Origin of the sequence: Synechococcus sp. M16CYN (assembly GCF_040371545.1) — a bacterium.
Lineage (GTDB): Bacteria > Cyanobacteriota > Cyanobacteriia > PCC-6307 > Cyanobiaceae > Parasynechococcus.
In genome coordinates, this window is the sequence record NZ_AP029048.1 from 1 (window position 1) to 22,529 (window position 22,529).

The following is a 22,529-nucleotide window of genomic DNA, read 5'->3' on the forward strand; positions in this document are numbered from 1 at the left end:
CGCTTTTAGCTCTGAATCAATGCTTCACCCCAGGGCAAAAGTGTGGTTAGTTGTGACCAAGAGCAGGCAGCCAACATTGGGAAACTTGCTTCCGATAAATCTTGACCTGCGTACAACTGCGATGGGTCAGCACCCAGCCAACGAATTGGGCAATCCAATTCCTCCAATACAAGCCATGCCGCGGCCAGGTCCCAAATTCTAGGAGTTGCTTCAAGGGCACCAACTGTTTGTCCCATCGCGACACTCACTAAATTGAGGCTGGCAACTCCAAGTAAACGAATCTTTCCAGGAAACGGTTGATCCAGTTTCCTCTGTAGCAGTCGTATTGAGCGACTACAAAGCGAAACACAATTGCTTGTGGTTAGACAGCGCGTCTTTGCCGTCAATACTTCGCCATTTCGAAAAGCGCCCCGACCTTGTAAAGCCACAATTCGCTGACTCAAAGCCGGTACGTCCAAAAACACCTCACTAGGACGACCGTCAACGAATCGAGCTATAGAGATGGCCCAATAAGGGATACCAGCTGCAAAGTTTGTTGTGCCATCCAGCGGATCGACGACCCAGTATGCACGAGATTCGGGAACCTGCTTCGACCCCTCCTCACTGAGGATACCTTCTCCCGGGGCAATCTCCGCTAGACCCCCCACAAAGGTGGCATCACTCCAACGATCACAAGCCGTGATAGGAGTTCCATCCGACTTAAGATCAGACGTAGCATGACCAAAGTCCTGGCGCTGTCGTGCTGAAACACGGTCGAGCAACTGATGGACGGCGCTCAGTTGGTCTGCACTGAGCACCTCAGTCATCACAATTCCTGTACAGAGAAGGAAGGAATAGCAAAACCGGAAGAAACCGGAGTGGTGGGACACACAGATCGAAAGGGCATTGGTTCAATGGGAATTAACGTTTGCATGTCTTCAGGATTGATTGAAGGCAACCCATCAGGCCCACTACAAGGAAGCAATGCATCCAAACCAGTACGGCGGCCTAACTGAACTAGGCCAGTGTTATAACCACGAATAGCGCTTGCGTAACGCAGCTCAGCATTGGTGAGATCCCTTTGATTATTCACTACTTCTCTTTGAGTGCTCACACCGGCTTGTACACGAAGCTGAGACAGCAGCAGGGACTCACGGGAGGATAAGACTTCACTGGCCGTGGTTTGAATGTTTTGGATGGACGTACGAAGTCCAAAGAAACTTTGTTCCACCTCAAGGCGAATGTCATCCCGCTTTCTTGCGAATTGGTAAGCATTTTGCTTAGCAGCCCGCTTGAAACGGCTGTATTCAGCATGGGAATGACCTCCATCAAACAAACGCCACGTCAGCGTTAACGCTGTGGTGTTGCTGAAGGCCCACGCATAATCATCCATATCGATCTCTTTGATAGATCTTCTACCCATTTGGCCTTCCCGACGATTAACATTACTCGTGTTGACAAAGCTTAAAATTGGCTGAATTGCTGCGAGAGAAGCATTGGCCTCGCTGTTGCTAATGGATATGTCAAGGAGTAGCTGATCTAACTCTTCTCTATAGGCGTAAGCAGCGCTGATACTCTCCTGAAGTGATGCTTTCCAACTCCCTAAAGGCCTTCCCGGGGTGGCTGCCGTTGGGGTGATGTTTTGAGGCAAGCTAACTTTGGAAGCCAAACTCCGACGCGCTGTATTCTGATCACCCAGCTTGGAGGCCAGGATACTCCTATCGCGCGCGAGCTGGGTCTCAGCTTCAAGAACTTCAAGTTTTGTGTTAACGCCAGCGTTAAAGCGAGCGCGAGCGTCTCTTAGGCTGATTAAGGAGGCACGAACCGAGGTCTGACCAATTCGAACACCTTCATCAGCTTCTTGAAGATTGAAGTAAGCAATAGAAGTCTCCAATCGGAGATCACGCAGAGAGATCAGATACGATCTGCGTGCTCGTTCATAACGGTCACGAGCGGCGGCGATTTGGGGAACGCGCCTCGGGTTAATGATGTCCCAACTAACTTGAAGGCTGGCATTGAGACGCCATTCACGCGCATAAGTCTCATTCGTAGGCTCATTTACCGGATTGGCCACTTCTCCGGTCAAGCGATTGGTCGCCGATGCCATGGAGACTTCAGACAAAAAGTCTGGATTCCGAAATGTGTACGACTTGAAGTAGGCAGGAAGACCACCGGCAGAAAAATCCACAGTGGGATACCAGAACGCAATTTTTGCGCGTAAAGACAACTTCGCTTGATCAACTTGACTTAATGCAGCTTTTAATTTTGGACTATTGACCTCTGCCAAAAGCAAAGTCTCTTCGAGGGTAAGCGGACGCAACTCGTTGATCTGGACTTGTTCTTTTTGATCCGGAAGCGCAAGAGATGGCGGAGCAACCAAAGGCTGAAGCGATAGAGGTACCTCAGTGGCTGCTGGAGATATGGCAGATTCGTTCACGTTTACGCGAAGTCGCCCTTCTCTGAACTCAGAAGCAATGGGCAAGGTCGATTTATCGATTAATGCAGAGGTAGAGCCCTCATAGACAGAATTTTGACTTAGTCCGGGTGAAGTTCCAGCAACCAAAATTTCCGCAACCAACAACGCACTTGCGGAGAATCGGTGCACAATACGAATCAATCTTCAACAAGCTTAGAGGTCTTCTTGGCCGAACCCAGCACAGAAGCAACAATATCAGCCGCCCCATAAACGACGCGTATAGGAACAGTGATCTGACGCTGAACCGCTTCAAGAGTCATGTCGTCAAGAAACACCTGCTGCCCCCGACGCAACATCACAGAGGGGAGCAAAAGCTCATCTCTTAGATCGCAACCCTTTAATCCATCAAGAAGATCTTGGCCTGTTAGCAGTCCCGTAACTACCTGACTTTGGCCCCAGTAGGGGCTTGGTAACCCAAACAGCTTAAGGTTGACCCCTTTTACAGCATTTAACCGTTGGGTGACTGGTTGGAGAGCAGTCTTGACAATGTTCCCCACCACCCAACTGCATCGCCGGGGCCGAGCCACCTTTTGAGGGAGTACTTTGGAGGCCTCATCCAGAGCCTCTAGGAAGGCACGAATGCTGCCTACGCCATTTTCTTCTTGGGGGAAATCCTCATAATCCGCTCGTGGTGGCAGCGGTAGTCTGGCCATTAGGTACCATTCATCGGACAACCAAACGAAGCGCGATCCTACCCGAACTTGAAATTCGGGTTGTAATCTCTCTACCTGGTCAATCACACGGCGAGCGCAGTCCCGGTCTACTGGCACGAGGCAATCATCTTCTGGCCGAAAGCGTGTTAGACCGACTGGCACTATGGCAGTAGACAAGACAGCTGGCCAGTCTCCCCTGGCAAAACACGAAAGGTCATTGAGAGTCTGCTGCAATGCAGCGCCATCATTGAGACCGGGGCATACAACTACCTGGGCATGGATCTGTAGATTATGCCGGTCAAACCAGGCAAGTTGATCCATCAACAATCCAGCTCGAGGGTTGGCAAGAAGGCGAGAACGCAAAATCGGTTCCGTAGCGTGAACCGATACGAAGAGTGGTGATAACCGCTGGTCTTTAATTCGCTGCCAATCCGCTTCTTTAAGGTTAGTGAGCGTAACATAAGAACTGTATAAAAAGCTAAGGCGATAGTCGTCGTCTTTCAAGTAGAGGCTGCTTCGGTGGCCAGGAGGTTGCTGGTCAATAAAACAAAAAGAACAATGATTGTTGCATTGACGCAGCCCATCAAAAAGTGCTTCAGTAAAGACTAAGCCAAGACCATCATCCGTGTCTTTTTCCAGATTAATGCGGTGAAGCCCACCAGCGGTATCGCGAACTTCCAGGCTGAGGTGTTCTTCAACGCAAAGATAACGATAATCGATTAAATCTCTAGGACGAATCCCGTTGATACTGAGAAGTTGATCACCAGGTTCAAAGCCAAGCTCGTGTCCAATAGAGTCGGGATCAACGGATGCGACTATAGCGGGCTGTAGCTGATGCACAAAAGTGTTGGAATCAAGAGTCGCAACGGCAACTCCGGCAGACATCTCATTCAATGCGAAGTAGCACTCAATCTCTTCATTCAGTGTGCACTGGAAACAACCCACCAAACAAGAAGGGTCGAACCAAATATCAATCGGTAAACAACAAAAATCCAGGAGCTGTTTTGTTGTAAAAAGTGTAACAACCAACCAATGGACAACCAGGATACCAAGGTAGCCGAGATAATGCCTACAATGAGAGAAAGGGGATCGACGGTCGTACCGACGTCCAAGGCGCTTTTTAATTCTACCAATCCAGCAACAGAAATTGCAGGGATACTTAGCAAGAAGGAAAAACGCGCAGCGTCTGCGCGTTTCCATCCATCAAACAACGAAGCTGTGAGTGTACTTCCCGAGCGAGAGACGCCAGGGACAACGGCCAAAGCCTGAGCGCAGCCTACAACAAGACCGTCGCGACTATTAACCGAATCAAGTCGTTTAATTTGTGAACCGACGCATTCAGCGAACGCAAGGAACAGCGCCATCACAATTGAAATAACCGCGATGGAAGGAACAGTACGTAATGGGGAGCCGTCATACTCCTGGTGCCAAAACATCTTGATTCCTAGGCCCAACAGGAGAATAGGCATGTTGCCGCTCGCCATGGCAATTCCCAAACGCGCTTCGGGGTCTTGCCATTGTCCATAGCGAATTGCACGACTGATTCCCCTGAGCACCCGAGATAGATCTTGGTGAAAGTACGACGTTGTAGCAATGATGCTTCCCAATTGAATAGCTGCGGTAACAGATACTCCTGGGTCATCCCAGCCGAAAAGTGCTGGTACAACCCTGAGGTGAGCGGTGCTGCTTATTGGTAAAAACTCTGTTATTCCCTGGATGATGCCAAGCACTAAAGCCTCAACAAGACCTAGCGGAACAGCGGTATCGGTCATCTAAGGATAAATGTCCTAGCGACCCTATGTCGGACACAAAGACCAAGGATGTCCTCTAGGGTTCTGTAACTTTGGGACCAAAAGAATTTGATCGGTAGCATCTGGCAATCTACGACTTCCGATCGTGCATGGTTCGTGTCGATACCGAAAGTAGCCACAGCCATGATTGTGCTGCCAGTCTTTTTACAAGCTCCCTGGGTTCGTATTCATCCGTTTTCAGCGACGCTATTCACCGCCGTGTTGATCGCAGCCGGCATCACTCTAAACCGTAGCGAAAACCAGCACAGCACAGACCTAGGTTCACTGCTAGTTGGTTTTAGCGGCAGCTGGTTTGCAGGGTGTGTGTTCTGGGGTTGGCTTCGGGCTCATCCAATTTTGCATCTGCCAGTTGAAGCTTTTGCCTTACCAATTGCTTTAGCCGGCTTAGGAAACCGTTGGCATCTCGCCTCAGCCTTCTATTTGTCATCTTTGCTCGGTACAGCCTTCACCGATCTAATGATTGCCATCACGGGAGTGATGCGCTTTTGGCCCACCGTAGTCACCGCCTCCCCGAACACAGCGCCCCAACTACTACATAAGGCAGGGCTCCATCTACTTCACCCACTCCAACTCATAGCTCTTGCAGCGGCTATTGCCATAATTCTATGGATTGCTCGGGAATTATCAAAACTTGAAATAGCCCCTCGCTGTAGTACCGACACACTCTCTATGTCAGCATCGGTGCTCACAACCACCTTATGGGTGGATGGTCTTTTTCTACTCTTTGCATTGCTCCAACCTAGTCTCAGTGGATTAATCGAGTGAAACGAACTGCAAAACCTCTGCGTTGCCGGGTACTACAACAGCAATTTGACCTGTAGCCTTCTTCGGCCGGCTTTGCCGGCCGTCCTGTTTCGTCCCCTAATTGAGAGTTGTTGTGATGAAGTGGCTCCTAAGCTTGTTAACCACCACCCTAGTCGTGGCAGGCTTGATCTCGAGCCTTGTGCTTTCATACGCGGTTTACGCGGAAGAAGACATTCTCGGAAAATATTCCGGTAGCGAAATCCGTAATGTTGCGGATGACAAAATCGCTGAGCGTGAAGGCAAGGTGGATCTCAATAATTCTTCCGTACGCCGTTTTCAGCAGTTCCCTGGGATGTATCCCACAATGGCTGGAAAAATTGTTCTTGGCGGGCCATACAACGAAGTTGATGACGTACTGGAACTTGACCTTAGTGAACGTCAGAAAGAGCTGTTCGCCAAGTACCGCGATAATTTTACTGTCACGCCTCCATCAATTGCCCTTAACGAAGGTGATGATCGAATTAATGATGGTCAGTACCGATGAGGGAAGCATTCATAATTCACTCGCTGTGATTACCTGAGCCGCCAGTATATCTGGCGGTTTTTTGCCTCAATGGACCAGCTTTATTCTCCTGATCCAATTCCTCCCGGCCCCTGGGATGTGGCGGTGATTGGCGCCGGGGCAGCCGGTCTAATGACTTGCCTGGACCTCCCCGCCGGCTTAAGCGTGTTGCTGCTTAATCGGAACACCGGGCGCTGTTCGTCCAGCCGATGGGCGCAGGGAGGGATCGCCGCAGTCACACGGCCAGAGGATAATGCTTACAGCCACGCTGAGGACACCATCCATGCCGGAGCTGGACTATGTGACAGGGATGCCGTACAGCTGCTGGTAAACGAAGCGCCCCATTGCGTAGAACGTCTTCAAAAGTTAGGGATGACTTTTGACCGTGATGGCCCAAACCTCGCAACTACGCTTGAAGCAGCCCACAGCCACAAACGAGTCCTTCATGTACGAGACCAGACCGGAAAAGCACTAGTGGATGTGCTACGGGAGCGTGTAGAAGAACGTGTTGGTCTTTTACACCGCCGCGGCGTACGGGTCACGCAGCTTATGGTGGAAAACGGGTGTTGCAGCGGTCTACAGGTGCTAGACGGCCGCCGCGTTTACACGGTACAAGCCCGAGCCATTGTGCTCGCCAGCGGGGGCGGCGGTCATCTGTTCGCAAATACCACCAACCCGACTCAAGCCTGCGGCGAAGGCATAGCACTTGCCTGGCAAGCAGGCGCTGCCGTAGAAGACCTAGAATTCATCCAGTTTCATCCTACGGCGTTACGCCTCAAAGGCGCCCCTTGCTTTCTCCTCTCAGAGGCGGTACGAGGCGAAGGCGGTGTTTTGCTGGATGACTTCGGTTGTAGCCCCGTAGCTCATTTGCCACAAGGGGATCTCTCTCCTCGTGATCAAGTGAGTCGCGCTCTTGTTCAGGCCATGCAACGGCAGGGAGTAGGACAAATTTGGCTCGATTTCAGTGCCATTCCCCGCAAGCGGGCGGAAGCGCGCTTCCCAAATATTCTTGACCGTTGTGGTGAATTTGGCCTCAACCCTCTGGAACACCCAATCCCAGTTGCTCCCGCCGCGCACTATTGGATGGGTGGTGTCGCTACCGACCTTCAAGCTGCCACAAATCTTCCTGGGCTTTTCGCAGTTGGCGAAGTGGCTTGCACGGGGCTCCACGGTGCTAATCGTCTGGCCAGTAACTCCCTGATGGAATGTCTGGTTTTTGCTCATCAGCTAGAGAAAATTAGCCTGGTGCCACAACAAACATGGGGTAAACGATCCAAACCCACAATCTGTGAGCTTGATCTCAGTCATGGAGAAAGCAGTACCGGCCTGATATCACGCATTGAACAACTCAGGCAGCTGTGCTGGCGCGACGCCGGTGTGGACCGAGCCGTTCGTAAACTCCGCCGAGCTCTTCATCAAGTTCAAGCTGAGGAAATCTGGCTTGAGCATCAGCCTCTTTTGCGCCTTATGCGAGGTCTTGGTAATACAGAAGCCTTAGAACTTGGTGACAGCAGTCGCAGAAATCTTAATCTGCTGCTAGATCTTCATCACCGCTTACTAACGAGTCGGTTAATGCTGCAGGCGGGGTTATTCAGGCGCGAAAGTCGAGGCGGACATTTCCGCATTGATGCGCCGGCGCCACTACCTCAATGGCAATGTCACTCCCGTCAGTCCATCAAAGAGGGAATTAGGACCCGGGCCTTGCGTGTATGACTTAGAATTCTCTACTGCCTTGATAGCCACTCAGGTCAGCCAAGATACTGAGGGGTTTAACACCGGAATCTATCTCACCATTAATTTCCCAGCTAGGAAAGCCTTCCAACCTCTTACTACGGCAAAGGTCAGCCTGGTTGTTCTGGCCATCAGTTGCACATTCCACAACAATGAGCTGCTGGCTAGCCTGCTTGCCAAATAACTCCTTTTGTTCATGGCAGTGAGGACACCAATATGCCGAATACATCACAGCACCGCCTACTGCAAGATGCTCTGCTAATGCTAGAGCAGCTATCGAACTTTCATTCGTCACAGCTGGAGGAACACCGACCTTCTCACCCACGTTAGCCGAGCGTCCTGAATCAACCGCAGAAATCCAAATCAGGCTCCCTAGCAAAACGACAGTGGCTAGAAGCACACCGCGAAAAGCCAGTATACCGGAATCCTCCCAACCACCGCCAACTATCGATAGCACCAATAAAAGTATAGATAAGGACGCGGAGAGAACACAAAAGAAGCAGAATGCCTGAATTTTCAGGACAGCTAATCCCAATAGGACGGCGCTGAATGCAGCCATGCTAGTGGAAAGCGTAAATAATCCCCACCAAGTGCGACGAGACAAATCTGCCTTATTCTCCTGCAGCCCAGGTAACAGAGGCATCAAAGTCATTAACAGGATAGAGATGTAGGCGATCAACCCAACCAGCGATAGTGGGATACCGTTAATCAAAGTTCCCCAGGAACTATTAAGCACTTTGTCGCACCCGTCCGCACCCATCGGACACGTGAGCTCGCCGAGAAACCCCCAACGCTTGAGAGTGATCGAACCTGTATCGATTACGCCAACTGTGGCCAGCACTGCCATTGCAATGCGTGCCCATTTGGTCCCGGGATCCTGACGCCGGCGACTAACGAGACGGGTAACACCCACCTGATAACCCTACAAGTGACCAAATTCTGCCAGTCTCTACACAATCCGTCCCAATTAAGCAAGGTGATCGGCGGTTTGCTGGTACAGCAACGTGGCCACAACTGCAAAACTGGTCATTACCTTTATCTATACATGGGCCAGGGCAAATAATTGCGTTGACGTCAAAATGTCACAATGAAATCGATTGTCAGGGCGGGAATATGACATCCGCATCAACTAAAGTTAACGCAATGGCTGTGGTCGATCAGTCATAACTAAAGGCATCCCAAACCAATCTAGATGATATAGAGGATGCAAGGGCTTATTCATTTTGATCGGTTAAACAATTCAATCGACATTGGTATATGGACCGGACCTGTGCAAAAACCCTGACTAACACAGCTGTCAGGGAGGTTACGACGGTAAGCGGGTTTCTTCCCTTCACTAGAGTCACAGAACCTATGTCCAGGGCTCTTGCCGCAGGTTGAGATACGGAAGTCGCGGTGCTCCACTCTCGATTCTCGTCCCATAATACAACACAGCCATCTACAAGACTCTGCAGATAATTAATCTTGCTCCTGATGGGTTAGGTATAAATAAAAACTTGTTCAAACGTATCCAAGACCAACTAACCGACGCTATTTTACTCACAATGTTGATCACGGAACTCCTGAGGAAAATAGAAGAGTGCTTCTCATTATATAGCTCATTTTTTTACGTCAGCAATGTCTCACCCATATGAGAATTTTCACATTGTTCTTTATTTGGAAGACTGCACTATCATTGCAAATTTGTCTAATTAGATAAATTCAAATGTGACTCAAGTTTGGAAGAATGCCTTAACAATTTTACAATAAACAACTGCCTTAGAAAACAATCAACGCTAAATAAAAAACAGTAGTTAGTTTTATTGAACACTATATTTACATACGATTAAATAATTATATTATGTGCCTAATTAACCTCAAATAGATAGTAAATTTACCGTTCAGTTATATATGATTAACAACAGGCTTTACATCGCCAATGTGTAGAAAGTGATCCCAGCATTTGCAGTGAATCCTGTGGCTATCTTAATCGTTAAAAGCTAATAATATCCTATTAACTAATAGATGACTTTTCGCCATCGTAGAAAGCAAATAGATCTCCAAAACTGATATAGCCAGTTACAGACTACTCTCAATTATCAGTGTTTTGTCGTTAACTAGCTCAAATTAGACCTAAGGCAGTACACAACATCAGTAAGCAATAATGGCTCTATTCAATATTTGGGATCATTGCAGGATAACGCTTCCGATTTAACTCTACTGAATCTCCCATGAGGTGCCAGGTAGAGGAGCTCAGGAATCTTGCGTATTTACTAGCGCTTCGAATACGAGCAAACAGCACTACTAGTAGAACGGTACTGCAACACAACAGTACAAGATTTAGCAGCAAATCACTCTTAATCTTAAAAGAGTCGGGAGCCATTATATCCATCGCTTTGCAGTCAAACATGTTGTGCGGCTCAGGGGCGGTTTAAATTGGCTACACTCTTTCTTTCCACCAGTGTTGGCTCAGCGCCTTATCCAGCGGCAATGGTGTTCCACAACCGCTCAAACCAATTTTGATTAAAATGATCGTGGATGGAACAGCCAGGTTTGACCAAGTCGCTTTTCTGAAAGGCAGAGAATTGAGTGATCTTTTAGTAGCAGCCTTTAGTGGTAATCAATAGTCTCTTGACGGTCTTCAGACTTTGCAGAAGTCCCGATCTTGTGGTTGCAACATCTTTTGAATTATTATCTAAAGTAAACGAACCCTCACATTACTTAAAGCAGTTTGATTCCCTTTAAGAGCTTAGTAAGTACGAAGGCAAGCACTAAGCCTGAACCGACTAATCCGAGATAGATACCAATACCCATATGAGAATAAAGAGACGACCACCCATTAGATCAGAAATTGAATAGAAAATGCCCTGATACTGATAAGGTTTACAAATTGTCGATTATTTGGATTCAGATGGATTCAGATTGGTCGGCTAGTATCTTTCCCCTTTTTAATCTCGACCCCGGGCAAACGGGTTGTAAAATTCTTCATGAAATTAAATCGTCTCCTTCACACTGGTTTCAGCCTTAAAAAATGTGATGAAGTCGAAAGCTACCCCCATCTTGAAGGCGAAAGGCCTAACGGAATCTCCATGCCATTTAATTCTCTGTTTTAGCCTACTAAAGTCGACATCAAGAACTCCATAAGTATATGAGTCTCTCGTGGTCATCCGCTTGCTTAATTTTAAGTCCTATGATGCGAAGCCATATGCAGAAGCAAACCACTGACAAAGACATTTAAAGGAGCCGACGCCACAGTTCTAAAAACCGCACGTGTCGGAAAGGATGTCGCTATTCCTTCAACCCGCGATTAGAGCATCTGTTAAATCAGTCGATGACGATAAAATAATGTTACGAAGCCTAGATTAAGAACACATTCATTGGTGTCGAAACACCAGAGCAGAAAAGCCTTACAACGATGTTACAAACACAAAGCATTCGCGATTCACAATGAGTGTGGCCGTTATTGAGTCACTATTACCTGTATCCATGTGTGGCATGTGTGGTAGTAAGCCAAATTCGGCTGCAGAAACAGCCAGGTTGATCAGCTGTAAGATTGTTAAATTTATTGCTCGCACAAGAAATCATACGATGACAACAAACACATTAAACGCATTACAATCATCTTAATTGAAGATTATGCTTTGAGTTTGGTTAGAAGAGGAAAAACAATTGCAGACTAGGGAGGCCGTAAGAGGAATAAATTAGACGAATAATTTCAGGCTTCGCAGTCAACACAATTGCCGATTTGAAATATCGTTAGCGAATATCTTAAGCATTTTATGATTCTTTACGAAGCTGATAGCTCAGCGTGGAAAGTTTACAGTCACTAATTTACCTATAAATAAGAAATTTATAACGATAAGTAACCACCAAATTCTTATACACATCTGAGCTCTAAGCATCATAGTTTAACTTCAAGAAGTTAAGCCCGATACGTTCCGAATACCTTTGGCGCTCCTGGTAACAACAATACACTACCAGCACAGTGCTGCTGAAACAATTAACTTCTCATGACATTGGTCCATATGAGCCTCTTCTTGAGTATCGGTCGATTATGTAGCGAGAGCTCAAGAATAGCTTGAATCCCTTCCTCCTAAAGAACTGAAAAATCCAAGATAATTACAGATGACCTAACAACGACTCAGTCCTGCGAGTACGGAGATCCATTCCGAAGGCAGATTTCAGCTTTTTGAAGCTCACGACCTAAGTACATTGCGTGATCAAGGCGGCTTAAAGGATAGGGCCCATCTCCTTCTGTAAGTTGAATTCCTACTTGCTTCGCTGTACGACCTCGATACACAGCTAGAGGTTGTCTTGGTTCATTAGCTCTTCGGCAATTAAGTACCTCGCCTGTTTCAGTATCATGGGCTAATCCCTTATCATCAATAGTATTCCCATAATGTTCAAGAACAAGCTCCGTCGCCGCATAGTCAACTTTGATTAAGAAATAACCATTAGGGTCAAGGGCGATAAACCGCCTAGACAAATGGTTATCCAGCTCCTGTAGAGAATCTGTCAAAGATGATGATTCTGGGATTTCAAGCATTACTTCAATCTAAAAATCCAAGGTAGGCGGCTCCACCTTGAATGGAAGTTCGGCATTGATAGCATCGATCTCCTCCAGCATCAAATCATTTGCTTTGGGCAACCAAGCCCTTATCAACGCGTCCATTTGCGGCTCATACCAACGGTGCAAGCTGACGTGAGGACGGACCATGAACCCTCGGCGCCGTTTGTGACTACCACCAGCTCCAGGATCAAAATTGCGGATCCCCCTCTCTAAAGCCCACTGAATTGGAGAATAGTAGCAAACCTCAAAATGAAGACATTCAATTTGTTCATTCGTACCCCAATATCGCCCCCAAAGGTTTGTAGCGTCGTGAACGCAAAGTGACATAGCTACTGGATGACGCGGGTCACCTCTATGGGCTGCAAATAACACAATTTTCCTACGATATTCATCCGCAAGTGCTTCAAAAAATCCCTGATTTAAGTATTTGCTGCCCCATTGCCCCCACTGAGCACAGTGCTGTTCATAGAAGCCATACATAGTCTGCAGCAAATCCCGATCTAATTGATCTCCCGTCAGTGACGTGATTGTGATTCCTGCATTGGCTACTGCCTTGCGTTCTCTTTTGATATTGCGGCGCTGGTTAGAGTTGAAACCTTGAAGATAATCGTCAAAGGTCTGATCCTCCCCACGGCTCCAAAGACTCTGTTGGTTAAGCCAAGCTGCACAACCTGCAGCTTCAGCGAGGGGACGCCATGACGGATCTACATAAAGGAAGTTGCAACTAAGGATTCCGTTCTTCTTGCAAAAGCGATCAATCGTTTGCAGTAAAATCGCGGTAAGCTGAGCTTCATCTTCTCCTAATAGAATATGAAATCGGTAGCCCAAAACTGGGCTTGCTGGACTCATTCCTAAAAGCTTTGGATAGTAACGAAAGCCAAGATTCGTAGCCAAACGAACGAAAGCCTGGTCGAATACAAATTCGCCATAGCTGTGACCCTTCAGATACAAGGGCGCGATCGCGACGGGCTTATTGTCCCGCCATAAAGCCAAGTGAAAAGGCTGCCAACCTTGGTCAGGAACAGTACTGCCAGAGCCTTCGAGAGCACTTAACCACTCCCATTGATAAAAAGGAGTGGCACCCTCCCCAAGCAAATCTCGCCATTGCTGCGTAGGGATCTCATTAATTGAGCGGTGCCAACGCGCGGTGAGCGCGGTCATATAATTAATCCCGCCATTTGAAGTGGCTTGATATTAACGAAAGACAAAGGAGCAGAATACTTTGCTTGATTTACGAAAGCATGATTAACTAAAACGTATCGAAGTGGTTGACGAATCCAATATAACAGGTAATGAGATCGGTAGCAGTTAGGACCCACGCTGCCGTTGATAGCTGACCAATATTTCATCATGTCCTAGGTTTTCTATGACATCACAGTTCCAGGCACTTGCTTCGCCCATTCGGATCGGTAGCGGACCATGGTCCCACGGGACCCAGGTATTAGGGCCACCGAGTAGTCTTGGTACCAGAGTCAACCGCAGGGTATCAATGCAATCTTCTTGAAGAAGTTGGGCTGCCAAGTGAGCACCACCCAACACTACAAGATGTCGAATTCCTGCCGCTCGGATAGCAGCAAGACGATTAGACCATGAGTGACCTAACGCAATCCAATGATCAAATCCTTTAGAGGGCAACATTGGTGCTACAAGCCATCTCTCAAAGGGTTGCTGAAAGAATCGCCAATGCTGAGGAAAAACATGGCTATGGCTCACTACCACAGCAACGGGCTGGGCAGAACGACCTTGATCCAGCCTCTGCTGAACAAGTTCAGCGTTCCTGATTAAACAGGTGCATTGATGGGCTCGCAATGTTCCAGCACCTATCAAGCAGGCATCTCCCCAAGCCAAAGCTTGCTCGAGTGCGCGTCGGTCACCCTCTCCTCCCAACTGAGCCACAATGCTCCTAGACGAGGAAAGGCGACCGTCTAAAGAAATAGCCAAAACCAGTCGGGTTTCAGGCCTCGCAGATGATTGACAATTAGTCTTTTGTGGTATCACGAGCTCTTCAGATTGCAACAACGGCGTCCACTAGCGCAGCAGGAGAAGCTATTTCTAGTCGTAGAGGTTCTGCGTAGACTTCCGCAGCATTGTTAGGGCTCTCTTGAAGGCGCACCTTATAAAGGTGGGCGCCGATCGCTGCGATCGGATTGGAAAGACGATCTGCGATATGTAGTGCGATATTTTCTGCCGTGGGAACACAATTTGCGAAAAACGGTACATCCTTGTTAAGGAAGGTGTGATCAAACGGCTCAACCACTAAATCATCGACCAAGCGCTGCAGGGCTGATAGGTCGCAAACCATGCCCGTACGCGAGTCAATGCTACCACGAACAGTTATATCTACTAAGTAATTATGCCCATGACCATGAGGTCGAGCACATTTGCCATAGATGCGCTCATTTTCTTCTTGGCTCAATTCAGGGCGAGCTAGGCGGTGAGCAGCAGAAAAATGAGTGCGAATGGTGAGGAAAGCATCCATAGGATCTCCGAGATAGTCGGCCCAGAGGCTCGGTTGTTCGTAAAGGCGTAAAGCTGTAATCGGAAGATGAGAATTGAGGCGCCGCCAAATTGATCGGATAAGAGCCTCAGTAGTTGGTAAACAGCTATCAGGCTGAGTAATGTCAAATTCTGGCCAAACTTCATTGAGGAAGCGAGAATCGAGCTGACTGGTTATTTGTGAGCTAATGGCCCGCTTCACCTCAGATAAGTTCAGCACCATGCCGTGAGCATCCAGGTTTCCAGCCATTGAGACAATAAGTTCATAGTTGTGGCCATGACCTGGCGCGAAGCTGCAGAGACCAAAGAGAGCGGCATTATCGTCTGGGGAAAACTCCGGTAACCAGTAACGATGGCTGGCACTGAAACAAGCCCGTCGAGTAATCACACAAAATCTGCCATGGCCATGCCGGGTGGTTGATTCAATTTCAATCATGTGACGTTCTGGCCGGGGAGCATCCTAATGAGCCAACAGCAATTCTGAGCTATGGCAGATTCCGCTTTCCCTCTAAAGCAGCGCTTGGGGGGCCGTAGTCTTTATTTGGTGGGGATGATGGGCAGTGGTAAAACAGAAACTGGCCGACCTCTCGCAAAACAATTAGGCTACAGCTTTGTTGATGCAGACGCTGTAATCGAACAAGTTGCGGATTGCACTATTCCTGAAATTTTCAAACGAGATGGGGAGACAGGATTCCGCTTAATCGAGAGTCAAGTTCTTAGTGCAATTAGCAAGCACCATTCACTGGTCGTTGCTACTGGCGGTGGAATTGTGACAAAATCAGAAAACTGGGGTTTATTGCATAGCGGCATAGTGATCTGGCTAAACGTTGGGCAAGATCGGTTGCTCACACGATTGGAGGCTGATCCCACCACCAGACCGCTGCTGCCGAAAGCAGACCTTAAATCAAAGTTAAATGAGATTCTAAACCATAGGCGCCGATTTTATTGCGAAGCGGACCTTATAGTCATGGTTGATGGCGAAGCACCCGATGCAGTAGCCGTCAACATCTTAAAGCTCTTGCCTTCACTTCTAAGAGATCCCATTCCTACTCAACGAAGGGAAATCAACTCGCACTAGGCCGTTGGAGGCTCTAGCCGGACAGCAAACCACTGAATCGTGATTCCGGGACTGAGCTCGAGATCGCAAGCCGTGTCCAGTAACCGCTGCGCGGCAGCATCCACGTTCGGCTGGTTCATTAAGTCGGCGGGCGGGCTCTCCATCATCTGCAAGCACCGGCTCAGCCATGCCAAAGTATCGGCCGCGCTGAGAAGACGTTCCGGCCTGCCGGGCTCTAGAACCACGTAATCGTCACAAGTGTGGATCAAAGAATCAGACATGAGCCGAGATTTACTTGCTTTTGTAATCGGGACCTTAATCTTGATCAGTGGGTCTTCCGCATGGGCTTCGCCGCTAGAACAAAGATTGAGCCTCTGGCCTGAATGGACCCTGCCGGCTCCTTTAACTCGCCCCTCCAGTAGAGACGACTTAGTTTATCCGGAGTGGTTCACAGGTTGCTGGCAGGTGAAAAGTGTCGATCTGGATTTACCCAATCAGCCGCCCGTTATTCACGAAGCTCGTTTTCTCAGGGACTCTAAAAATCGGCTGGTTGGGGATCGTGCCTTCAATGCAAGTTCTATAGGTCGAGCCCTACTTGGCGATCAGATTTTGCGTATTGAAGACGACCCCACATCATCGGGACGACAGATGACACAGTTGAGAGGAAACCGATACCTGGAAACCACTGTCATTGGTAGACGACAGTTCTCTCCTGATGCTGACATCTTCTTAGCTGATGAGTTGGTATTGCAGATTTTTCATACTACAGAGCTACCGAGACTAAGCCGAATAGAAACCCTTAGCCGTTACCAACGCTGCGGCGCCGCAATCTGTGCTGAACAATGGCAAGCTAGCTACGCTCCTCCTGGACAAAGCTTGCGGGGCCAAGCCATTAGTAACCATCACTACCAACTACAGTTCACACCTCTTCCAATGTCCGCTCCATCAACTTAAGCTCAAGTTGATCCCGCCATTGAAAGAGAGGTTGAAGTTTGGGATGATCCCTTAAACCAGGCACACCTTTTCCAGCCAAGACAGTGCCCGCAGAAGACGGAAAACAAAGTAGCGAAAGTTGTGCAGCAACTGACAAATCTGCAAGCGACATGGTTTCTCCCACTAACCATGGGCTCTTTTGTACTAAAGATGCTAACTGCTCCAAGCTAGCTAGCAGATCAATTCGTTCATTTTGATTTACCAATTCAGCAACATCGCTGATCCATTTACCGGGAAAAGCACCCATCATGGTGCGTATAGGATCTGGCACATCGCCGGGTAGTAGTGCGACACGCAATGTAGCGTCTACGGCCACTGCTTGAACTAGAGCAGAACGACATACTGTCGCTAAGGTGGTATCAGCCCAGTCCTCAATCAAATGCACCTGAGCAGCCTGGCGCGTATCCACAGGGATAAGGATCGGATTTGGCTCTTGTCGTTCAAGATGCCGGACGATTGCCGAAGAGTCGGCCAGCACGGCATCACCATCTACCAACATGGGAACTTGGCGCTGGCCCGACATTCGAAATACAGCCAACTGACCTACTCCCGGTGTAACTTCGACAATTCGATAGCTCAGCCCTTTCGCTTGAAGTACCATCCGAACCTTCAAGCAGAAAGCGGAATGGCGAAATTGATACAATTCTAACATCACCGAAGGTCCCGAACCACAAGCTCGGCAGAGTAGCCGGTAAACTCGAAATACAGGCTCCCTGTGGAAGTTCTTGACAAACCAAAGACTAAGTTCAATGAATCTTGCACCTGCTTGTTATCTAATAATGTTGACTGCTGATATAAATATGCAAAAAATACAGCCTAATTGCGAGGTTGGAGAATTTTTCAATCGATTACTCTCAAGATTTACTATGCATTGAAAGCTTAAATTAATATTTGCTATAAATAGCGCAGTAACTCAGAAGTAATAAATTAATAGAGGTCAATAACGAAAAATCTTTATTAAGATAGAGGCAATTTTTTTCAAAAAGTAATCCGCCTTCATTTAAATTAGCGATAATTAATGATCAAAAGATCGTTTCTTCAACGGTTAATATTTGCAAATTAATACTTAGAACAAAACATTAACCAAAGAAAATATAATGCAACTTTTCTATTTAATTACTATAATATACTTATTGTTTATATCAGTCCTACTTAGGATATTACTTAAGAACAAAAATTCTAATGATACTAGTTTTTTACAAAAAGAAGCAAAATAAGATTGATTAAACTATAGATACAGATTGGTTAAAAGCTCATTGTCTGAATAAATAGATAATAAATTTTACCATAAAAAATGGGTTAATAAACTTCTTGAAAATAGCACGTAAAAATATTACAATAAAATAAATTAAATATGAGTTAATGAAAGAACTAATTCTTCTTTTTTTAAAAAAGACTAGAATCATAAAAAATAATTAAACTTGAAAAATTTTTTGTCTGATTTCAGTGATCAAACTTATTCTTAAGTTTAATTACTTAAATCAGTAAGCTACTTTTTGATTAAAAGACAAGAAAAAGAGACGGTTAAATAATAAATAGTAATATAATCTAGATAATTATTAATTTCATCTTTTTTGTTGCATTTAAATATAAATTCAAAAAATTTTAATAAAATTTAATGTAATTTTGCTGTACACTTTAGATAATTTTTAATGGCTTTTGATTTATATTAAGTAACTTCTTTCGGACTATCTAATTGTGTTTTTTACTGATACATATATAAACTTTGAATTAAATTAGTTTTATAGGTACAGCCAGAAATTGTATCATTTAAAAATAAAAGCAATTGCTAAGGAATTTTATTATACAGTAGATTTCCAAGAGGAGAATTATATACATAATTCATAGTGTGAATAAAATTTCTCTCTTTAATAATTACAACTATAATTATTGCTCAAATATTTTATTGCTGTTAATTCTGCTAAAGCAATTAAGGTCGACTCTAAAATATAAAAAACTTACATTAAAATTAAGGACTATAAAAAATATTTAAAAGCAAAGTAAATAAATGCATTTCATCTATAGTCAAGTAAATTTATTTGCAAAAATTAAATTTTACTGAACATAATATCATTTTGTAAACTTCATTTAAATAAAGTTTAATAATTACTAAAAGTCTGCTTATTATTACTCAAAAATTGTGAAAAGTAAGTATAAAAAGATAGTGTTTCTATTACAAGTAGTTATATCTGTAAATATAAAGTTATAGTTTTATAATGCGTGCATAAGTTTTATAAAAAGTTTATTTTTATGAGTATTAAATTAATCTTAACTGTTCTCTTAAGTAATTTACTATTAGATGTAGTTATATATATCATATCTATTCTCTAATCAAGCAACTCAATTGATATAGTAACTAAAAAATGAGGCTCAAAGGTAATTTCAAACATATGAATGTAATTATCATACATATTTAGCAACTAATTATCTAATCAAATAATGAATAAGATTGAATTTATTCATGATATAAAAACAGTAAAATTTTAATTAACTAAGCAATTTTTTGTGTTTTTAGACTAATTTCTTTAAAAGTAAAATTACTAACATCAATAAAATTTGGATTTTTAAATCAAATTAAGTTATTTTAATCAGATTATTTAATCTTTTTAATTATTCTATCTTGAAGAGATCTTCTATTTTAAGTAACTATAATTTGTATGTTGAGCACCAAATTATAATCAGAAACCAAATACTTATCTAAAAAGTTGGGTTACATATTTCTTATTAATTAATAAATAAAATTTTATTTATAAAATCTTGCAACTTTTGCAAAGCTCTTAGGCACAGTCTCAGTACTTTTAATGTTAACATTAAAACGTAATATATTTTATTTGTATGATTTATTTTGAGGCTTGAAAAATCCAGATCTCAAACTTGTTTAAACTCCTTATAATCTTTAAAATCAAATACGATAATTAACTATGAGACAGTTTTTTCTCAATGTCACTCGTTATCCGCGTTATTTAGTGACATTCACACTCGGGGTGATGAACTCCGTTGCGAAGCCCCTTATCCAGCGATTTAATAATCCGATCACCGCAGTGGCCCTGATCGGGGCATTGATCAGCGGTTGTATCAGCCTTTCGTTAGTACTCCGTGCCATGGTGTATGGAGTTCCGATGGCGTGATGGCACAAAAACGTCGGATTAAGCGGATAGAGGCCCTAATTCGCAAGGAAATCAGCGAACTACTGATCAATTACATTAATGATGAACGAGTGCATAAGGGCATTGTAAGCGTTACATCGGTTGAGATAACTGGAGATCTACAGCATTGCAAAATATTCGTGAGCATTTTTGGTGAATCAAGCGACCGCAACGAAGTTTTAGGGGGGCTGAAGGCCGCGAGCGGTTACTTGAGAGGTGAACTCGGACGGCGGCTGCAGATGCGTCGCGCACCGGAAATGAAGTTCCAGCTTGATCGGGGCTTAGAAAAAGGAACTTCCGTATTAAGGCTGCTCAACAAACTTGGGGATCAACGTCAAAAACGCGGTGATATCTCTCCTGGAAGTGATGAGCTGTAATCCGGCTAATGGGTTGAGACAGCAGGTTGCCGAACTAATTCTGGTTCGGGCCAGTGGCTATCTTAACGATCGACAGCGCCGCTATCCCTTGTGGGAGCTAAGCAACGCTGAGTTACAGCGCTGTCTCTGTCAGGGTGTTGGCGGCGTAATCCTATTGGGAGGAGGTGCTGTAGAACTACAGCAGCGAACTTTAATGCTGAGGCGGTGGAGTAATCGACGACTGTTAATCTGTGCTGATGTCGAAGAGGGGGTTGGCCAGCGCTTCGAGGGAGCCAGTTGGTTAGTGCCACCCTTGGCACTTGGACGACTGTACCAAAACCACCCGAAGCAAGCTTTACTCCTGGCGGAGCGCTACGGCCATTGCATCGGAAGCCAAGCTCACCGCTGCGGCCTGAATTGGGTCCTCGGACCTGTTTGCGATATAAATAACAACCCGGCCAACCCAGTGATCAATGTACGGGCTTGGGGAGAGGACTCTGCCAGCGTGAGCGCGCTCGTTACTGCGTTTCAACGTGGCTTATCAACTACCGGTGTGCTTAGCTGTGCCAAACATTTTCCCGGCCATGGAGATACTACCAGTGACTCCCATCTAGGCCTACCAGTACTCCCTCACACTAGAGACCGGCTAAAGGAAGTTGAGCTGCTGCCATTTCGTGAGGCCATTGCTGCAGGGGTCGATAGCGTAATGACTGCACACTTATTACTACCTGAGCTTGATTCGGATCATCCCGCCAGCCTCTCAAAAGCAATACTCACTGATTTGCTGAGAGTTGATTTGGATTTTGACGGCTTGATAGTGACCGATGCCTTGGTAATGGAAGCAGTTGCCATGCGTTATGGCGCCGCTGAGGCTGCAGTATTGGCCTTCGAAGCTGGAGCTGATTTAATTTTAATGCCAGCCGACACCGATGCAGCAATCACCGGCTTATGCGATGCTTTCCGCAGTGGACGGTTTTCTCAGGCAAGATTGCAGGCTTCCCTTCAGCGACGCCATAGAGCATTAGAGCGGGTAATGAAGCCGCTGCAAACAATGCCCCCGATCACATCTGATGCAGAGCAAGCACTGGAACAAGAATTGATAACTACTTGTCTCCACATCACACCTAACGCCGGAATTGATATCGCCCGGGGCATTAACCTGGTCCGCGTGGATAGTGTTTCCCCTTGTTCTCCCTTCTATGGCATAGCACCTGCGTTACGCCTACCGGAGCTTCAGGGATTCCAGAGCCTAGTCATCCACGGTCAAGGAGTCTCTCCTTGGCAAAGTCAAGATGACTCTCCACTGGCGCTCAATCGCCTCGGAGAGGGTCCCGTACTTCTACAACTGTTCCTACGAGGCAATCCTTTTCGTGGCCAGCAAGACAGCCGTGAGCCTTGGTCAGCTGCTGTGCGGCAATTGCAGCGGCTGAATCGATTAGCGGGCCTTGTGATCTATGGCAGTCCTTACATCTGGGATGAGCTGAAAACTGCTTTGAAACCTGGCATTCCTGCGGCTTATAGCCCGGGACAAATGCCTGAAGCTCAACAACAAGTATTGATAGCTCTTTTCAACAATGCAAAGACCACAACGGCCTATGCAAATTTCACCAGCTAATCCCCCCTGCGCCCCAGTCTCTGCTGATCTAAGGGTCGCCACCATTAACGATCAGCCTTCTTGTAACTAACTATAAAATAACAGGAAAGTAGGATGGGCCTTTACCCGGTTTCAGGAAAAGGGACTTATTTATCAGGTAGTAGTGGGTTGACATCACTTTCACAGAGGCTGGCTTCATCGTCCTTGAGAGCTGATATCCAAATCGAACAATGCAATGGCCAAGGGTATCTTTTGCTGTAGCTAACGCTCCCCCCTTGCTTCCTGGAGTAAAGGAATGAACACCATAATTTCAATACTCATAAGACAAGTGTGGTCAGCGATTGTGATACCATTTTCACATTAGTTTGGTCGAATCTTCTAA

At 46.0% G+C, this 22,529-nt stretch carries 24 protein-coding genes; 9 read left to right on the plus strand and 15 right to left on the minus strand.

Annotation, left to right across the window (positions count from 1 at the left end; genetic code table 11):
- Window positions 1-5: 5 nt before the first annotated feature.
- Genes ABWV55_RS00005 through ABWV55_RS00025 form a run of 5 tightly spaced genes read right to left on the minus strand, consistent with a single transcriptional unit; the run spans window position 6 to window position 5,044 of the window.
- Complete coding sequence (locus ABWV55_RS00005; protein WP_353292742.1) at window positions 6-806, minus strand: inositol monophosphatase family protein; 801 nt, start codon at window positions 804-806, stop codon at window positions 6-8.
- Complete coding sequence (locus ABWV55_RS00010; RefSeq protein WP_353291762.1) at window positions 806-2,596, minus strand: TolC family protein; 1,791 nt, start codon at window positions 2,594-2,596, stop codon at window positions 806-808. The genes ABWV55_RS00005 and ABWV55_RS00010 overlap by 1 nt, the downstream gene beginning before the upstream one ends.
- Entirely contained in the window at window positions 2,593-3,993 is a 1,401-nt protein-coding gene (locus tag ABWV55_RS00015; protein ID WP_353292743.1) for a TIGR03279 family radical SAM protein, read from the minus strand. The genes ABWV55_RS00010 and ABWV55_RS00015 overlap by 4 nt, the downstream gene beginning before the upstream one ends.
- 35 nt (window positions 3,994-4,028) lie before the next feature.
- Window positions 4,029-4,880 (minus strand): undecaprenyl-diphosphate phosphatase, encoded by an 852-nt coding sequence (locus ABWV55_RS00020; RefSeq protein ID WP_353291764.1) that lies wholly within the window; start codon window positions 4,878-4,880, stop codon window positions 4,029-4,031.
- A complete protein-coding gene (locus ABWV55_RS00025) occupies window positions 4,877-5,044 on the minus strand; it encodes a hypothetical protein (RefSeq protein ID WP_353292811.1) in 168 nt (55 codons plus the stop codon). Before ABWV55_RS00025 ends, ABWV55_RS00020 begins: the two co-directional genes overlap by 4 nt.
- Between ABWV55_RS00025 and ABWV55_RS00030 the strand changes: the two genes are divergently transcribed.
- From ABWV55_RS00030 to nadB, 3 genes are all read left to right on the plus strand, one after another.
- The gene (locus ABWV55_RS00030; RefSeq protein ID WP_353291765.1) at window positions 4,968-5,684 is read left to right on the plus strand and encodes a DUF3120 domain-containing protein; all 717 of its coding nucleotides are present in this window, start codon (window positions 4,968-4,970) and stop codon (window positions 5,682-5,684) included. The two genes, ABWV55_RS00025 and ABWV55_RS00030, sit on opposite strands and share 77 nt — an antisense overlap.
- Window positions 5,685-5,799: 115 nt before the next feature.
- Window positions 5,800-6,207 (plus strand): photosystem II complex extrinsic protein PsbU, encoded by a 408-nt coding sequence (gene psbU, locus ABWV55_RS00035; RefSeq protein ID WP_353292744.1) that lies wholly within the window; start codon window positions 5,800-5,802, stop codon window positions 6,205-6,207.
- A gap of 69 nt (window positions 6,208-6,276) precedes the next feature.
- Window positions 6,277-7,938, plus strand: a complete 1,662-nt coding sequence (nadB, locus tag ABWV55_RS00040; RefSeq protein WP_353291766.1) for an L-aspartate oxidase — start codon at window positions 6,277-6,279, stop codon at window positions 7,936-7,938.
- A 1-nt stretch (window position 7,939) separates the two neighbouring features.
- Here the strand turns inward: nadB and ABWV55_RS00045 are convergent, their stop codons facing one another.
- A complete protein-coding gene (locus ABWV55_RS00045; protein WP_353291767.1) occupies window positions 7,940-8,869 on the minus strand; it encodes a vitamin K epoxide reductase family protein in 930 nt (309 codons plus the stop codon).
- Window positions 8,870-8,884: 15 nt separating this feature from the next.
- Here ABWV55_RS00045 and ABWV55_RS00050 point away from each other — a divergent pair, with 15 nt between their 5' ends.
- Window positions 8,885-9,019: a hypothetical protein gene (locus ABWV55_RS00050; protein ID WP_353291768.1), complete on the plus strand. Its 135-nt coding sequence runs from the start codon at window positions 8,885-8,887 to the stop codon at window positions 9,017-9,019.
- Between the two features lie 155 nt (window positions 9,020-9,174).
- Here the strand turns inward: ABWV55_RS00050 and ABWV55_RS00055 are convergent, their stop codons facing one another.
- The 7 genes from ABWV55_RS00055 to ABWV55_RS00085 all read right to left on the minus strand — a co-directional run bounded on the left by ABWV55_RS00055 (window position 9,175) and on the right by ABWV55_RS00085 (window position 15,437).
- Window positions 9,175-9,378, minus strand: a complete 204-nt coding sequence (locus tag ABWV55_RS00055; RefSeq protein ID WP_353291769.1) for a hypothetical protein — start codon at window positions 9,376-9,378, stop codon at window positions 9,175-9,177.
- A 727-nt stretch (window positions 9,379-10,105) separates the two neighbouring features.
- Window positions 10,106-10,345, minus strand: coding sequence for a hypothetical protein (locus ABWV55_RS00060; protein WP_353291770.1), 240 nt, complete (start codon window positions 10,343-10,345; stop codon window positions 10,106-10,108).
- A gap of 583 nt (window positions 10,346-10,928) precedes the next feature.
- Window positions 10,929-11,102 (minus strand): hypothetical protein, encoded by a 174-nt coding sequence (locus tag ABWV55_RS00065; protein ID WP_353291771.1) that lies wholly within the window; start codon window positions 11,100-11,102, stop codon window positions 10,929-10,931.
- A 974-nt stretch (window positions 11,103-12,076) separates the two neighbouring features.
- Entirely contained in the window at window positions 12,077-12,481 is a 405-nt protein-coding gene (locus tag ABWV55_RS00070) for a DUF4346 domain-containing protein (protein WP_353291772.1), read from the minus strand.
- A gap of 9 nt (window positions 12,482-12,490) precedes the next feature.
- A complete protein-coding gene (locus ABWV55_RS00075; RefSeq protein ID WP_353291773.1) occupies window positions 12,491-13,666 on the minus strand; it encodes a GNAT family N-acetyltransferase in 1,176 nt (391 codons plus the stop codon).
- A gap of 147 nt (window positions 13,667-13,813) precedes the next feature.
- Window positions 13,814-14,524, minus strand: coding sequence for a dihydrofolate reductase family protein (locus tag ABWV55_RS00080; protein ID WP_353291774.1), 711 nt, complete (start codon window positions 14,522-14,524; stop codon window positions 13,814-13,816).
- Window positions 14,511-15,437 (minus strand): 6-carboxytetrahydropterin synthase, encoded by a 927-nt coding sequence (locus tag ABWV55_RS00085; RefSeq protein WP_353291775.1) that lies wholly within the window; start codon window positions 15,435-15,437, stop codon window positions 14,511-14,513. The genes ABWV55_RS00080 and ABWV55_RS00085 overlap by 14 nt, the downstream gene beginning before the upstream one ends.
- A 51-nt stretch (window positions 15,438-15,488) precedes the next feature.
- Here ABWV55_RS00085 and ABWV55_RS00090 point away from each other — a divergent pair, with 51 nt between their 5' ends.
- Window positions 15,489-16,079: a shikimate kinase gene (locus ABWV55_RS00090; protein WP_353291776.1), complete on the plus strand. Its 591-nt coding sequence runs from the start codon at window positions 15,489-15,491 to the stop codon at window positions 16,077-16,079.
- Here ABWV55_RS00090 and ABWV55_RS00095 read toward each other — a convergent pair.
- Window positions 16,076-16,339, minus strand: a complete 264-nt coding sequence (locus ABWV55_RS00095) for a chlororespiratory reduction protein 7 (protein ID WP_353291777.1) — start codon at window positions 16,337-16,339, stop codon at window positions 16,076-16,078. The two genes, ABWV55_RS00090 and ABWV55_RS00095, sit on opposite strands and share 4 nt — an antisense overlap.
- Here ABWV55_RS00095 and ABWV55_RS00100 point away from each other — a divergent pair.
- A complete protein-coding gene (locus ABWV55_RS00100) occupies window positions 16,338-17,012 on the plus strand; it encodes a DUF6816 family protein (protein ID WP_353291778.1) in 675 nt (224 codons plus the stop codon). The two genes, ABWV55_RS00095 and ABWV55_RS00100, sit on opposite strands and share 2 nt — an antisense overlap.
- Here ABWV55_RS00100 and ABWV55_RS00105 read toward each other — a convergent pair.
- Window positions 16,978-17,703 (minus strand): glutathione S-transferase family protein, encoded by a 726-nt coding sequence (locus ABWV55_RS00105; RefSeq protein WP_353291779.1) that lies wholly within the window; start codon window positions 17,701-17,703, stop codon window positions 16,978-16,980. The genes ABWV55_RS00100 and ABWV55_RS00105 overlap by 35 nt on opposite strands.
- Window positions 17,704-19,972: 2,269 nt before the next feature.
- Here ABWV55_RS00105 and ABWV55_RS00110 point away from each other — a divergent pair.
- Genes ABWV55_RS00110 through ABWV55_RS00120 form a run of 3 tightly spaced genes read left to right on the plus strand, consistent with a single transcriptional unit; the run spans window position 19,973 to window position 22,168 of the window.
- The gene (locus ABWV55_RS00110; protein WP_353291780.1) at window positions 19,973-20,179 is read left to right on the plus strand and encodes a DUF751 family protein; all 207 of its coding nucleotides are present in this window, start codon (window positions 19,973-19,975) and stop codon (window positions 20,177-20,179) included.
- Window positions 20,179-20,574 carry a 30S ribosome-binding factor RbfA gene (rbfA, locus tag ABWV55_RS00115; RefSeq protein WP_353292745.1) on the plus strand — a complete coding sequence of 132 codons (396 nt, stop codon included), beginning with the start codon at window positions 20,179-20,181 and terminating at the stop codon, window positions 20,572-20,574. The genes ABWV55_RS00110 and rbfA overlap by 1 nt, the downstream gene beginning before the upstream one ends.
- A complete protein-coding gene (locus ABWV55_RS00120) occupies window positions 20,564-22,168 on the plus strand; it encodes a glycoside hydrolase family 3 N-terminal domain-containing protein (protein ID WP_353292746.1) in 1,605 nt (534 codons plus the stop codon). The genes rbfA and ABWV55_RS00120 overlap by 11 nt, the downstream gene beginning before the upstream one ends.
- Window positions 22,169-22,529 lie beyond the last annotated feature (361 nt).

Coding starts and splice junctions, on each gene's coding strand:
- ABWV55_RS00005 (WP_353292742.1), bottom strand. CDS start 806: ATGACTGAGGTGCTCAGTGCAGACCAACTGAGCGCCGTCCATCAGTTG.
- ABWV55_RS00015 (WP_353292743.1), bottom strand. CDS start 3,993: ATGTCTGCCGGAGTTGCCGTTGCGACTCTTGATTCCAACACTTTTGTG.
- ABWV55_RS00020 (WP_353291764.1), bottom strand. CDS start 4,880: ATGACCGATACCGCTGTTCCGCTAGGTCTTGTTGAGGCTTTAGTGCTT.
- ABWV55_RS00025 (WP_353292811.1), bottom strand. CDS start 5,044: ATGGCTGTGGCTACTTTCGGTATCGACACGAACCATGCACGATCGGAA.
- psbU (WP_353292744.1), top strand. CDS start 5,800: ATGAAGTGGCTCCTAAGCTTGTTAACCACCACCCTAGTCGTGGCAGGC.
- nadB (WP_353291766.1), top strand. CDS start 6,277: ATGGACCAGCTTTATTCTCCTGATCCAATTCCTCCCGGCCCCTGGGAT.
- ABWV55_RS00055 (WP_353291769.1), bottom strand. CDS start 9,378: ATGGGACGAGAATCGAGAGTGGAGCACCGCGACTTCCGTATCTCAACC.
- ABWV55_RS00060 (WP_353291770.1), bottom strand. CDS start 10,345: ATGTTTGACTGCAAAGCGATGGATATAATGGCTCCCGACTCTTTTAAG.
- ABWV55_RS00065 (WP_353291771.1), bottom strand. CDS start 11,102: ATGACCACGAGAGACTCATATACTTATGGAGTTCTTGATGTCGACTTT.
- ABWV55_RS00070 (WP_353291772.1), bottom strand. CDS start 12,481: ATGCTTGAAATCCCAGAATCATCATCTTTGACAGATTCTCTACAGGAG.
- ABWV55_RS00075 (WP_353291773.1), bottom strand. CDS start 13,666: ATGACCGCGCTCACCGCGCGTTGGCACCGCTCAATTAATGAGATCCCT.
- ABWV55_RS00085 (WP_353291775.1), bottom strand. CDS start 15,437: ATGATTGAAATTGAATCAACCACCCGGCATGGCCATGGCAGATTTTGT.
- ABWV55_RS00090 (WP_353291776.1), top strand. CDS start 15,489: ATGGCAGATTCCGCTTTCCCTCTAAAGCAGCGCTTGGGGGGCCGTAGT.
- ABWV55_RS00100 (WP_353291778.1), top strand. CDS start 16,338: ATGAGCCGAGATTTACTTGCTTTTGTAATCGGGACCTTAATCTTGATC.
- ABWV55_RS00095 (WP_353291777.1), bottom strand. CDS start 16,339: ATGTCTGATTCTTTGATCCACACTTGTGACGATTACGTGGTTCTAGAG.
- ABWV55_RS00105 (WP_353291779.1), bottom strand. CDS start 17,703: ATGTTAGAATTGTATCAATTTCGCCATTCCGCTTTCTGCTTGAAGGTT.
- ABWV55_RS00110 (WP_353291780.1), top strand. CDS start 19,973: ATGAGACAGTTTTTTCTCAATGTCACTCGTTATCCGCGTTATTTAGTG.
- rbfA (WP_353292745.1), top strand. CDS start 20,179: ATGGCACAAAAACGTCGGATTAAGCGGATAGAGGCCCTAATTCGCAAG.
- ABWV55_RS00120 (WP_353292746.1), top strand. CDS start 20,564: ATGAGCTGTAATCCGGCTAATGGGTTGAGACAGCAGGTTGCCGAACTA.